The organism is Bradyrhizobium sp. CB1015, assembly GCF_025200925.1.
In the GTDB taxonomy this organism is placed as follows: domain Bacteria; phylum Pseudomonadota; class Alphaproteobacteria; order Rhizobiales; family Xanthobacteraceae; genus Bradyrhizobium.
In genome coordinates this window covers 5,643,717-5,657,257 of sequence record NZ_CP104174.1, presented here as the reverse complement: position 1 = coordinate 5,657,257, position 13,541 = coordinate 5,643,717, and the positions used below count along the sequence as shown (strand labels likewise).

At 57.4% G+C, this 13,541-nt stretch carries 12 protein-coding genes; all 12 read left to right on the top strand.

Annotated features, from left to right (window positions below):
• The first annotated feature begins 6 nt into the window (after nt 1-6).
• The 12 genes from N2604_RS26370 to N2604_RS26315 all read left to right on the top strand — a co-directional run bounded on the left by N2604_RS26370 (nt 7) and on the right by N2604_RS26315 (nt 13,351).
• A complete protein-coding gene (locus N2604_RS26370; protein WP_260371058.1) occupies nt 7-342 on the top strand; it encodes a hypothetical protein in 336 nt (111 codons plus the stop codon).
• Nucleotides 320-2,524 carry a peptidase domain-containing ABC transporter gene (locus tag N2604_RS26365; protein WP_260371057.1) on the top strand — a complete coding sequence of 735 codons (2,205 nt, stop codon included), beginning with the start codon at nt 320-322 and terminating at the stop codon, nt 2,522-2,524. Before N2604_RS26370 ends, N2604_RS26365 begins: the two co-directional genes overlap by 23 nt.
• A complete protein-coding gene (locus N2604_RS26360) occupies nt 2,521-3,948 on the top strand; it encodes an HlyD family type I secretion periplasmic adaptor subunit (protein ID WP_409241649.1) in 1,428 nt (475 codons plus the stop codon). Before N2604_RS26365 ends, N2604_RS26360 begins: the two co-directional genes overlap by 4 nt.
• A gap of 257 nt (nt 3,949-4,205) precedes the next feature.
• Nucleotides 4,206-4,703: a UDP-N-acetylglucosamine--LPS N-acetylglucosamine transferase gene (locus N2604_RS26355; protein WP_409241648.1), complete on the top strand. Its 498-nt coding sequence runs from the start codon at nt 4,206-4,208 to the stop codon at nt 4,701-4,703.
• Nucleotides 4,700-5,203, top strand: coding sequence for a glycosyltransferase (locus N2604_RS26350; protein ID WP_260371054.1), 504 nt, complete (start codon nt 4,700-4,702; stop codon nt 5,201-5,203). The genes N2604_RS26355 and N2604_RS26350 overlap by 4 nt, the downstream gene beginning before the upstream one ends.
• Before the next feature lie 125 nt (nt 5,204-5,328).
• Entirely contained in the window at nt 5,329-6,318 is a 990-nt protein-coding gene (locus tag N2604_RS26345) for a glycosyltransferase family 2 protein (RefSeq protein WP_260371053.1), read from the top strand.
• A gap of 207 nt (nt 6,319-6,525) precedes the next feature.
• Complete coding sequence (locus N2604_RS26340) at nt 6,526-7,572, top strand: Gfo/Idh/MocA family protein (RefSeq protein WP_260371052.1); 1,047 nt, start codon at nt 6,526-6,528, stop codon at nt 7,570-7,572.
• Between the two features lie 135 nt (nt 7,573-7,707).
• Nucleotides 7,708-9,183: a lipopolysaccharide biosynthesis protein gene (locus N2604_RS26335; RefSeq protein ID WP_260371051.1), complete on the top strand. Its 1,476-nt coding sequence runs from the start codon at nt 7,708-7,710 to the stop codon at nt 9,181-9,183.
• 25 nt (nt 9,184-9,208) lie between these two features.
• A complete protein-coding gene (locus N2604_RS26330) occupies nt 9,209-9,706 on the top strand; it encodes an acyltransferase (protein ID WP_260371050.1) in 498 nt (165 codons plus the stop codon).
• 41 nt (nt 9,707-9,747) lie between these two features.
• Nucleotides 9,748-10,851 (top strand): glycosyltransferase, encoded by a 1,104-nt coding sequence (locus tag N2604_RS26325; RefSeq protein WP_260371049.1) that lies wholly within the window; start codon nt 9,748-9,750, stop codon nt 10,849-10,851.
• Nucleotides 10,852-11,021: 170 nt separating this feature from the next.
• Nucleotides 11,022-12,206, top strand: a complete 1,185-nt coding sequence (locus tag N2604_RS26320) for a DegT/DnrJ/EryC1/StrS aminotransferase family protein (protein WP_260371048.1) — start codon at nt 11,022-11,024, stop codon at nt 12,204-12,206.
• Nucleotides 12,207-12,226: 20 nt separating this feature from the next.
• Entirely contained in the window at nt 12,227-13,351 is a 1,125-nt protein-coding gene (locus tag N2604_RS26315; protein WP_260371047.1) for a glycosyltransferase, read from the top strand.
• Nucleotides 13,352-13,541: the final 190 nt, after the last annotated feature.

Below are 13,541 nucleotides of genomic sequence, written 5' to 3'. Positions count from 1 at the left end.
ACCGCAATGCATGCCGAGATTTACACCGACGGGGTGGACGAGATTACGATTGGCGGGTCGATCGTGCGGGTGGACCTGATCAGTCTCTCGCCCACGGAACGCGACGCCAGCAACGCGCCCAAGAAAGTCTTCTGCCAAAGGCTGATCTTCTCCGCGGAATCATTCGCAAACTCCGTGGAGGTGATGCAGAACGCGCTTCAGGGTCTGGTCGACGCCGGCGTCGTCCAGCGCTCTCGGCCCAGGACGCCGATGGCCGCGCCACAGGCGAGCGCGCGAGTCGAGCCGGCGTCGCCAGTTTCCGACAACTCACGATCTCCAAATGTTTCAACCAACTTCCGTTGAAATTGTCGGGTGTGAACCGGCAGCGCCTATCTCGGAGGAGGAGCCGCGTCGGGCTGCTCAAACCGCGCTCGAATGCCTGTCGAGGGTTGCTACCCATCACGGTGTCGATCTGCCTCCCGACCGCCTGCGGCACGCCTACGCTGTCGACGAGACCGGCATCTCGACCGACCTCTTGCTGCGCATGGCGCATGATGCGGGCCTTCGCGCCAGCGCGGTGCAGCTCGATTGGGAGGCGATATGCCGGCTCGGCGACGCCTACCCAGTCCTGGTTCAGCTCTCGAACCGGAACTGGGTCTTGGTCATCGACGCGAGGCAGGAACGCGACGCTGTAACGGTTTTCGATCCGCTGGCCGAGCGGAGCGGCGAGCATCTGGTGGTCGATGCGGACCGCTTTTGTGCCAGATGGTTGGGGCAGGGTGTTCTGTTCAAGCGCGAGAGCGCTCCAGTGCAGAACCAGAGGTCCTTTGGGCTGCGGTGGTTCGTGCCCGAAATGCTGCGCGAGTGGCGATTGTTTTCCGACGTCGCAATCGCTGCGGTGTTCCTGTATGCGCTGGGGCTGGCGCTTCCGATTTTCTTTCAACTCGTCATCGACAAGGTTCTGGTCCACGAGAGTCTTACGACGCTCTACGTGCTCTCGGCCGGCGCCATCCTTGCGCTCTGCTTCGACGCAATCTTCAGCTTCTTGCGGCGCTACCTGCTGCTCTACGCCACGAACAAGATCGACATCCGCGTCGCGACCAGGACGTTTCGGCATCTTTTGGGGCTTCCGGTAACGTTCTTCGAGCGCATCTCGGCCGGCGTCCTGGTTAAGCACATGCAGCAGGCCGGACGAATCCGGGAGTTCCTGACCGGCCGACTGTTCCTGACTGCCTTGGACGCGCTTTCGCTATTGGTCTTCCTGCCTATCCTTGCGCTATACAGCATGAAGCTGACCTGCGTCGTGCTGGCGTTCACCGCCACCAGCGCGAGCGTGATTGCCATTTTGATGGGACCGTTCCGGCGGCGGCTCTACCAGCTTTATCAGGCCGAGGCCGGGCGCCAGGCGCTTCTCGTCGAGACCGTGCACGGCATGCGCACGGTGAAGTCGCTGGCGATGGAGCCGAGCCAGAACAGGACATGGGACGATCGTTGCGCGCAGGCGGTATCGATGCGGTTTGGCGTCGAAAAAATCTCGGCGGGCGCTCAGGCGTTGACCGCCTTCCTCGAGAAAATGATGACGCTCGGCATCGTGGCCTTGGGTGCGCTCGACGTCTTCGCCGGCGAGATGACGATCGGCGCACTGGTTGCCTTCAACATGCTGGCGGGGCGGGTTTCTGGGCCGCTGGTACAGATGGTGACCATGGTGCACGAGTATCAGGAAGTGGCGCTGGCCGTTAAGATGCTCGGTGAAGTCATGAACAAGGAGTTGGAACGGGACGATCATCGCGAAGGCCTGCGGCCCGACTTCGCCGGCCGGATCGAGTTCGAAAACGTCACGTTCCGCTATGGCGAGGGTGCGCCGACCTTGGACGATGTGTCGTTCTCGATCTCGCCGGGTTCGATCTTTGGAATTGTCGGCCGGAGCGGTTCGGGAAAGACGACGCTGACACGGCTTATCGCGGGAATGTATCCGGTGCAGCAGGGATTGGTGCGGATCGACGGTCACGATTCGCGCGAGATCGATCTCACCCATCTGCGGCGAAATCTCGGGGTCGTGCTCCAGGAGAATTTCCTATTCCGCGGCACGGTCCGGGAAAATATCGCTTGCGTGAGGCGTGACGCGACTTTCGAGGAGGTCGTCCGGGCCGCTCAGCTTGCCGGCGCCGACGAGTTCATTGAGCGGTTGCCCAGGGGATTCGATACCCTGCTCGAGGAGCAAGCATCGAACTTGTCGGGCGGGCAAAGGCAGCGGCTTGCGATCGCGCGGGCATTGATGGTGAACCCGCGTATCCTGATCCTCGACGAAGCCACCAGCGCACTGGATTCCGAGAGCGAAGCGATCATTCGGCGTAATCTGCGACGCATTGCGGAGGGGCGAACCGTCATCATCGTATCGCATCGGCTTTCGATGCTTTCGGACGCAAGCCAAATCCTGGTGATCGACCGTGGACGGATCGTCGATGTGGATCGTCACGACGCGCTGCTGTCGAAGTGCACCTTCTACCGACATCTCTGGAACCAGCAGACGAGGCAGGTCGCATGACGGCGGCTGACAAGACCGGAGTGGAGAGCGCCCCGGGCAGATCACGGCCTCGGCCCGTTTCGCGGGGGAGACGCCGCATTTCGAGGCCTGCGACAACAGGGTCTCGCGTTGTTGCGCAATTCCAGACAGACGCAGCCGAAATCGAGCAGATGACCCCACCGCGTGTGGGACGGATCACACTCTATTGTGTTGCCGCACTCATCGTTGCCGCGATCATTTTTGCGTGTGTGTCGCACGTCGATATGATTGTGACGGCACAAGGTAAGCTGATCACGATGCATCCAAACCTGGTCGTGCAACCGTTGGAAACGTCGGTCATTCGGGAAATCCGCGTGAGGGCCGGCGACTCCGTCAACCGCGGTGACGTCCTAGCGATACTCGATCCGACATTCTCCGAGGCCGATCTTGCTCAGCTGCGCGGCCGCTTGACGGCTTTCGATGCCTCCATCGACCGGCTTCGAGCCGAGTTGGACGGCGCCGATTACGTCGTCGATGAGAGCGCGAATGCCGACCAGGCTCTGCAGAGAAGAGTATTCCTGCAGAGGAAGGCCGCTTACGACCTCCAGATCCAGAACTTCGATGCGCAGATTGCGTCCGCGCAGGCCAATCTGAAGACGGCTCAGAACGAAGAGCTGGTCCTGACCCAGCGGCTGGACACCATGCAGTCCATCGAAGCCATGCGCAATACATTGATGGCCAAGGAGGTCGGTTCAAGACTGAACTTCCTGCTGTCCCGGGACGCGCGGTTGGAGGTTGAAAGTAACCTGGCGCGAGTCCGCGGCAGCATCGCGGACAACATGCATCGGCTGGACAAGGCCAGTGCAGACCAGAAGGTGTTCGCCGCCGAGTTTCGCCGCACTGCCTATCAGGAACTTGTTGAAACCTTGGCCAAACGCAACGGCACTGCCGAGGAGTTCAAGAAGGCGGAGCTCCGGCGGCATTTGATCGTCCTGAACGCACCCGCCGATGCGGTGGTCCTCGAAATTGCCAATCGGACGGTGGGTTCGGTGGTCCGCGAGGCTGAAACCTTGTTTGTGCTGGTCCCTCGGGACGAGGCGCTCCGCGCGGAGGTCAATGTTGAGGGCAGGGATATCGGGCAGGTGGCCGTGGGGCAGACCGTACGAGTCAAGTTCGAGGCATTTCCATTCCAGAAGTACGGCACCGCGACTGGCGAGGTCGGCGTCATCAGCCGGGACTCATTTTCGCCGGACGCGAAAGCCGAAGGTGCGCGCCGTTCATCAGCTCCCTATTACCGCGTACTGATCGATTTACGGGACACGCACCTTCGGCTGCCGTCCGAACGCGTTCAGTTGATGCCCGGTATGGCGGTTACCGCCGAGATGAAGGTCGGACAGCGGACGGTGATTTCATATTTCCTCTACCCCCTGCTTCGCGGCCTGGACGAAAGCATCCGGGAGTACTGAAAAGTCTGCAATACCGGACCTTGCCTCGCGGTGCGCAAAGTCGCCGCGGAGAAAACGACCGATTCTCGCGGCTCCTACCTCAAAGCCACTGGATCCGTGTTAAATAAATAAAATACATTTTTGACAGTTAAATTGTTTAATGCTATTTAATAACTGCCGAGAAGTTTTTTCTAGCCTAACTCCGCATGAGTGTTCGAACTCATTTTGCTCGTCTGCAATCGGCGATTTCCGATTCACGACTGTAAAGGAGGCAGCCCATGTTTCGAGGCTTCATATTGCAGCAACACCCAAGTGTGTCGGCTCGACATCGTCCAAAGCTGTTGGCGGTTTCCTCGGGAGGAGGGCACTGGGTGCAACTCTTGCGCATCAAGGACGCCTTTGAAGGGTGCGAAGTCGTTTTCGTGACTGTTCACGAGTCCTATCGCGCGCAAGTGGCCGGTCACAAATTTCACGTGGTGAATGATGCCAACCGTTGGACCAAGATCAGGCTTTTAAGAACCGCGCGAAGCCTCGCGCGGATCATTTGGAGTGAGAGGCCTGATATCGTCATTTCTACGGGGGCCGCTCCGGGATATTTGGCGCTCCGACTCGGACGGATCATGGGTGCGCGAACCGTCTGGCTCGATAGCATCGCCAACGTAGAACATCTCTCGATGTCCGGGTTCAGGATTGGTCGTTCTGCCGACCTTTGGCTGACGCAGTGGCCCCACCTGGCGCGCCCCGACGGCCCCCATTACGAAGGCGCAGTGCTATGATTTTCGTGACAGTCGGAACGCAGGGGCAATTCGACCGCTTGATCCGGACCATCGATGAATGGGCCCGCCTGCGTGGAAGAACGGACGTGTTCGCCCAAACGGGTCCGTCAAACTATCACGCCCGGCACATTCGCGTCGAACGGTTTATTGATCCCAGCGAATTCAGGAAATGCGTGGAATCAGCAAGCCTTGTGGTCGCCCATGCGGGCATGGGGTCGATCATCACGGCTCTTGAGCTGGGGAAGCAGATCATTGTCATGCCTCGCCGAGCGGAGCTGGGCGAGCATCGAAATGATCATCAAGTCGCAAGCGCAAAGCGTTTCGCCGAACAAGGCCGGATCATCGTTGCTCTCAATGAGAAAGAATTGGTCGATAAGCTGGATCGAGTCGGCTCCGCTGAAAACGCCGAGCGGCTCGGTGGGCAGGCATCATCTCATCTCATCGACACCATTCGGACGTTCATCGACGCGGAACATATTCGTGTTGAGAATAGAACGTAATGGCCGGAGGTGACGCTATCTTGAACGAGGGAATCCTTGGCCTTTGTTGCCGGGTTGGACGGATAATGCCTCACCCGACTAGCTACCCCGGTTGAGAACGTTTGTATCGTTTTCGGAGGCTTGCAATGGACGTTAGTATCATCGTCGTAACCCACAACACACGCGAGATGACGATTGAATGTCTCCGTTCGATTTTAGAGCAAACGACCAGGGTTCGATATGAGCTGATCGTATTTGATAGCGGATCCACTGACGGATCTTCTGAAGCGATCAGGGAACGTTTCCCGGCCGTCAAACTGATCACGTCCGAACGAGATGTTGGTTTCGGCAGGGCCAACAACATCGCAGCGAAAGGTGCACAGGGACGTCGGCTGTTGCTCATTAATCCGGATACTGTGGTCTTGGATCGCGCGATCGATCGTCTCAACGAATTTGCCGATTCGACTCCCGAATGTCGGATATGGGGAGGACGCACCGTCTTTGCCGATGGATCTCTAAATCCGGCATCATGCTGGAAGTTCGCGACCTTATGGAGCGTGTTCTGCTGGGCCGTCGGTTTAAACCTGTTCAAGCGCAGCGTGCTATTCAACCCGGAAGGTTATCCAGGCTGGAAGCGGGATTCGGTCCGATCGGTCGACATCGTATCGGGCTGCTTTTTTCTGATTGACCGCCCACTCTGGCAGGATCTCGGAGGGTTTGATCCGGTGTTCTTCATGTATGCGGAGGAGGCTGATCTGTGCGTTCGGGCGCGAAAACTTGGTGCGCGGCCTAAGATAACTCCAGCAGCAACCATCATACATCACGGTGGAGCTTCATATCCCCAGAAAAGCGAGCTCCGAATTCACCTGCTGGCTGGCCGCGTGACCCTGATGGACCGCCACTGGTCGCCCCTTTCCCGCGTGATCGGGAGGAGATTGTATTTGCTCATGCCGTTAACGCGATGGCTTGGCTATGCAGCGGCGGCTCCGCTGTTGCGGAGGAGGAATTGTCGCGCGAGTGCGCGTGAATGGTATCGGGTCTGGGAAAATCGCTGGCGCTGGGTAAATGGCTGGACAGACGCCGCCGTAAACGCCGTGTCTGGGGAAGGTTCCAAGACTGCGGGGCAGCTTAGCTGAGCCAGCAAGGGCCCGCGGCCTAGGCGTATGCGTCTGCAGTTGCGTGGCTATAGAAACCATCGAAGCTTCCTGAACTCATTATAAGTGTGGATTTAATTATTTTTGTGATATTAATGTATAAATACTATTTACTATTAAATGCGGAGGGTGCACTTCTTTATCCCTCAGGCAGTCAATGCGCTGAGATCACTGATAGGGACATGAAAGATGTTGAGCGGGCGAATCAGAGTCGCGGTTATAGGGTACGGTTATTGGGGTCCCAATCTCGTGCGCAATTTTGTGAACACGGAAGGCTGCGAGCTTGTGGCGGTCTGCGACCTGGACCCTGCTAGACTCGCATCATGTGCGCGCTTGTACCCTCGTACTACAACTACGACCAGGATCCACGATGTCATCGAGAGTACGAAAGTCGACGCGGTGGCAATCGCAACGCCTGTACATAGTCACTTTGAAATTGCGATGGCAGCGCTCAAAGCGGGGAAGCACGTTTTGGTCGAAAAGCCGTTGGCGCAGAGTGCGGATCAAGTCCGTCGGCTAATCGATGAAGCCCAGCTCCGTAATCTGACTCTTATGGTCGACCACACGTTCATCTATACGTCGGCCGTACAGAAGATTCGTCAGCTGATTCGCGAAGACGAGTTGGGCGACATTCTCTACTACAATGGGAATCGTGCAAGCCTCGGGCTATTTCAGCAGGATGTCAATGTTATCTGGGATCTGGCCGTGCATGACATATCGATCATCCAGTACATTTTGAAAGAGGCGCCGATTGCCGTTTCTGCAACCGGAGCGACGCACGTCCGTGGAACACCGGAAAACATGGCGCACGTGACGCTGTTCTTCGACAACAGTTGTATCGCTCAGATCAATGTCAACTGGCTTTCTCCAATCAAGGTCAGGCAGACCTTCATCGGCGGTAGTCGCAAGATGATTGTGTACGATGATCTTGAGCCGACCGAAAAGATAAAAGTCTATGATAAGGGCATTTCGGTCAACCACTCCCCCCAGGCGGCGCACCAGCTTCGGATCGGATACCGAGCCGGAGACATGTGGGCCCCCCATCTCGGAGCAAACGAGGCGCTCAGCGTTGAGGCAAAGCACTTCGTCGAATGTATCCGCAGCGGTGACAGTCCTCTAAGCAGCGGGACTACTGGATTACAGGTCGTGCAAATCTTGGAGGCAGCTTCCCGCTCCATTGCCAAGCAAGGCAATCCGGTTCGCTTGGCCCGTCCAGAGAAAGAGCTGGCTGGCTGAGCTGACGTACAACATGGGCGACAGAATCAGAATACACTCATCAGATCGAGCTAGGAGCGAGAGCGGCCGGACCGATAGCTGGCGGCCAAGACGCTCGGGCATCAAAACTCGGAACAAGTTTGCGAGCGAGCCGCAATGACTTCGGTGCAACGGTCGATCTTGCTTTCGGCGGCCGATCGCTATGGCGGCGTGATCCTGATTTTTTTTGCGACGGCAGTTCTTTCCCGCCTCTTGTCACCGGCAGAGTTCGGGGTCTTTGCTGTAGTAAATGCCATCGCTGCCGTTCTTACGGCATCTTTTCAGGAATTCGGCGGCGCGAACTATCTTATTCAGAAAGATGAATTATCGTCTGAAGACGTTCGTTCGGCATTCACCGTCACGTTGGGGATCTCGTTGGGAATTGCGGGCCTTCTGTTCGCCCTCGGCGGCCCTCTATCGCATTGGTACGCGGAGCACGAGCTGAAGAGAGGTCTTGAGGTTACCTCATTGAACTTTCTGCTGGCGCCGTTCTCCGGGACGATATCCGCGCTGTTGCGCAGAGAACTGAAATTCGGCGCGCTCGCTACTTACAATCTCGCGTCCAGCGCGGGCGGAGTCGTGGTTTCGATCGGCCTTGCGATGGCGGGATTTAGCTATATGGCGCCGATCTGGGGCGGCGTAGCGGGGAGCATCATCCTTACAGCGATGCTGCTTGCCAGGCAGCAGGGTGTTGGCGCACTCCTGCGTCCCTCGCTCAGCGGATATCGAGAGGTCGTCAGCTTTGGCCTCTATTCGAGCGGCGTGAGCGTCATTAACGTGTTCTACAATCTCGCGCCCCAGCTGTTTCTCGGGAAGATTCTCGATTTCATGTCGTTGGGTCTGTACAGCCGCGCAATCAACCTGACGCAGATGTTTGACAAGCTTGTCTCGCGAGTGTTGGATCCAGTCATCATGCCGGCAATTGTCGAAAGGCGAAAGGCCGGGGAAGACCTCAAGACCATTTACCTGAACTCGATTGGGCTGCTTTCGGCCGTGCAATGGCCATTCATGATATTCATTGCGCTAATGGCGGAACCGATCATTTCGATCTGGCTCGGCCAGTCCTGGCTTGAGATCGTGCCGCTCGTGCGTCTGCTTTGTATCGCAAGCATGGCACTATTCGCCGCGTGCTTGAGCTATCCGATGCTTGTAGCTGTTGGAAGTGTGCGAGATGCATTGATCTCCTCAATGATCTCGGTCCCGCCATCCGTTCTTGTGGTGTTGGGCGCATCCTTCTTCGGTGTGCAAGCTGTCGCCGCATCCACACTTCTAACATTGCCGTTTCAGGCGGCGGTCGCGATCTACTTCATCGGGCGGCATCTGCGCCTTCGACTAGCGGAGGTTGCTCTCGCGTTGATGAAGAGCAGTATTGTCGCGGCCACAACGGCTACCGGGGTAGCAGGTTGTGCGGCGCTGACGACTGCGGGTGTGCTCTCTTCGCCTTTCGGGCTTGCTTTGTCGTTGTCGGTTGGTGCGCTGGGGTGGTGGTTGGGGCTGGCGCTGACCAATCATCCGCTTCTGCATCATGTCCATCGCACCGCAGCCGGTCTCGCTCGCTTTGCACCGAGACTGTTGTCACGGTCGGCATTATAGTCATTCACAAGGGTTGGAGGCGTAGATGCCCATTTCGAAGGACGTAAGACTAGGCACGGATGTGAAGATCTTTCACTTGGAGTTGGTCAACCTTTATGGGTGCGCAATCGGGGATGAGACGAAGATCGGTACCTTCGTCGAAATCCAGTCGGGCGCGAAGATCGGATCACGCTGCAAAATATCCTCGCACACATTCATTTGCGAGGGCGTAACGATCGAGGATGGAGTGTTCATCGGGCATGGAGTCATGTTCACTAACGACAAATACCCCCAGGCCACTACCGCCGACGGACGGCTTCAGGGCTCTGCCGATTGGGCGGTCGAGCCGACCCGGGTCGGCGCGAGAGCGTCGATTGGGTCGAATGCTACTATCCTGTGCGGCATAACGATCGGCCCCGGAGCCATGATCGGGGCCGGCGCGGTGGTGACGCGTGACGTTCCGGCAGGAGCGATCGTGGCAGGGGTGCCCGCCCGGACGATGTCCGTCGCTGACAATATACGTTCAGCGGCCGCACCGACATAGGAGTCTGTGTCTGAGCAGGAGGGACATTGGCGTGCACCTCGATGCTTGATCTGGCACTTCAGAAACTAGTTGCCTCGCGCAGAGGTTCGCCGCGCATTCTGCGGCCTTCGCGCCTGGAGTCTGCGCCAGCTCGAGTCTCGGTTGTTGTGCCGTGCTACAACTATGGCCGCTTCCTACCCGATTGCCTGAAGAGTATCCTGACCCAGGAAGGCGTCGACATCGACATCATCGTCGTGGATGACGCGTCTACTGACCAAAGCAGTCAAATTGCGCATCGCTTCACCGACGCGGATTCAAGAGTGAAGCTCATTCGTAACAGCCGAAACAAGGGACATATCGAGACCTATAATATCGGATTCGCTCAAGCCACAGGAACATATGTTTTCCTTCTCTCAGCCGACGATGTTCTGACTCCTGGCGCGTTGGCTCGCGCGGCGACGCTTATGGAAATGCATCCGACAGTCGGGTTTGCCTATGGTTGGTCGGTGCCCTTCACCTCGATTTTGCCGCCGGCGCGCACCGAGGCGAGGCGCTGGACGGTGTGGAACGGTAAGCAATGGGTGTCTGCTTTGTGCCGGCGGGGGGGCAACGTCATCCGATCCAGTGATGCGCTGATCAGGCGCAGTGTGCTCGAGAAAGTTGGAGGTTACCGAAAAGATCTTCCTCATAGTGGTGATCTGGAGTGGTGGCTCCGCGCGGCCCTGGTATCGGACGTCGGCATCGTCGGTGGTGTGGATCAGATGTATTACCGGCTTCACGGCTCGAACATGAGCAGGGTGCAGTATGGCACGACACTGATCAATCTGGAGGAGACGAAGAGGGCGTTCGACGCGGCGCTGACCGCAGCCCAGGATTTGGACCTGCGCAGAACAGTTTATCAAACGCTCGCGCGGCAGGCCCTTCATTTTGCAATCGCTGATTTCATGTCGGATGCGGGAGGATCCGGACGCGTAGACTCATACAAGTCGTTTGCCTTGCGGCTCGATCCGAAAGTGGCTGAATCGCGAGAATGGGCCGCCCTCGAACGGCGGCGAAAAGCCGGAATCGAAAGCGCCCGGCGCAATCCCATTTTTCTGGGCCGTGAGCAAGTTCGGATGTTCAGCGGAAAATTGGGTTGGCGGCTGTGGCGGTTCACCGGAATGTAAAACCGCAGCAGGCTATTGCAACAGCATAACAGCAGCAAACTACGGCAGCCGCGGAGTGCAACGAACATTCGAGTTGAGGACGGAGCACCCGCTTGATTAAAACATTTATTTACGTTGTTTGATGTGATTTAATCGCTAAAGTGGTTTCTCCGACGCAAGAGGCTATCACCTTGAATCCTTTCCACGGTTCGAACGCTCAACACCAGATCAAATCGGAAATCGATATCCCGATTGCGTTGCCGCTGCTTGGTGAGGACGAGGCCAATGCGGCCCGCGAGGCTGTACTGTCCGGCTGGGTTTCGCAAGGACCGCAGGTCGCAGTGTTCGAGCGCGAGTTTGCAACCGTGGTGGGCGCGCCTCACGCGTGCGCGGTCTCAAACTGCACGACCGCGCTACACCTCGCTTTGATGGCCGTGAATGTCGGGCCCGGCGACGAGGTGATTACCGCCAGTCACTCCTTCATCGCGACGGCAAACTCAATCAGATACTGCGGTGCCACGCCGGTTTTCGTCGATATTGATCCGGAGACCTATAATATTGATCCGGCATGCGCGGCTGAAGCAATCACGCCGCGTACGCGTGCGATACTCGCCGTCCACCAGATGGGCATGCCGTGCGATCTGGGGGCGCTGTTGGCCCTCGCCAAGCGCCATGGTATCCTGCTGATCGAGGACGCCGCTTGTGCTGCAGGAAGCCAGATCCGCATCGATGGCCGATGGGACCCCATCGGCAAGCCGCATGGCGACATCGCCTGCTTCTCATTCCATCCGCGCAAGGTCATTACAACTGGTGAAGGGGGCATGCTAACTACGTCCGACGCAGACCTCGATCCCAAGTTCAGACTGCTACGCCAACACGGCATGAGCGTGCCAGATACAGTTCGGCACGGGGCGCGGCAGGTAATCTTGGAGGATTATCTGATGGTCGCTTTCAACTACCGGATGACGGATATTCAGGCGGCCGTCGGTCGCAAGCAGCTTGAGAGGCTGGCGCAGCTTGTCGCGCGCCGCCGCACGATAGCCTCCCGCTATGCCGAATTGCTCGGAAACATCGAGGGGCTGAGACTGCCGCTCGAGCCATCATGGGCGCGATCCAATTGGCAGAGCTATTGCGTGCGCCTGCCGGATCGCGTCAATCAGCGCACGGTGATGCAGAGCCTGTTGGACCAGGGCATTGCGACGCGCCGAGGCATCATGTGTTCGCACCGGGAGCCTCCTTATGCTGGCGAAACGCAACGCCATGGCCTGCGCCAATCAGAGATCGCGCAGGATCGTTCGATCCTGCTTCCGATTTACGCTCAGATGAGCGAAGGAGATCAGGTTCGGATTGCCGATGCGTTGCGAAACGCAATATAGCAGCTGGAAAGATCGTACCTATGGATGCCCCGACAGTCAGTTTCATAGTTCCGTGCTACAAACTGGCGCATGTGCTTCGGGATTGCGTAAATTCGATTCTTGCCCAGTCTTATCGCGACTTCGAGGTTCTCATTCTGGATGATTGCTCTCCGGACAACACTCCGGATGTTGCACGCTCGTTTAACGACCCGCGCGTAAAATCTGTTCGACATGACAAAAACATCGGTCACCTTAAAAACTATAACTACGGAATTGCGATGGCGCGGGGCCGGTATGTGTGGCTCATCTCTGCGGATGACAGGTTGCGAAACGCCTACATTCTGGAGCGCTATCTTGGAATTATGGAGACAAACCCGGGCGTGGGTTATGCTTGTTGCCCCGCTATCAGTCTCGAGAATGACGTTGAAACAGAACTGGAAGGATCCATTTCGAAGCGCGACACAATTTTTTCGGGCAAGAAGTTTACAAAACGACTGTTGCGGGCAGGGAATTTTGTGATCGCTGCGTCGGGCATGGTACGCCGAGAATGCTACGACAAGCTGGGAGCGTTTCCATTGGACCTGCCCTATGCCGCGGACTGGTTCCTATGGTGCCTTTTCGCTTTACACTATGATGTCGCCTACTTCAGCGAGCCCATGGTGAACTACCGCAAGCATGATCTCAGCATGACAAATCACCTCACCGGCGAACATTTCGCCGTCCGTTTTAAAGACGGCTTGGCGGTTTTATGGCGAATTCACAATGAGGCACGTGCGCTAGGGTATTTGGACGTTGTGGGATTGTGCCGATATCGTATCGCCTATCAATACGGGCACAACATTGTTGGCAGAGAGTTCGGGAAGTCGACCTTTCTTATGACCGTGCAGGAATTCGAGGACTCTCTTCATGAGAACACAATCGACCCGCTCGAAGAGAATGCCATTCGCGCTCGGACCTGGGAAATTGTGGCGGACCGTTGCTTTGCTAGGCGCGAATTCCAGCGGGCAAGAAGTTACTACGCGCTGAGCCGCAAGTATGATGGCGCGCGACTCGCGATCACGGTTAAACAAGCACTTCTTGGTCTCGGCGCAGGAGACGTCGTGGTCGCCTTGAGGGACAGAATGGCAGAAATTCGCGAAACTCTGGCGAACTCCAAGTCTCATTAGCGGTGGCGGGCGCCGCTTCGAGAGCCGCCCGGGACGCAGCCTCGATGACAGTCATCCGGTAATTGATTCAGCGTAATCACGTCGTTGTGCGGAATTTTTAGCGAGCTGATGCGAAAGGGACGCCGGCAAGGGCGGCGAACTCGCGCTCGAAAGCGGCCACTCGCCGACCTTATGAAAACTCAAGCAGACA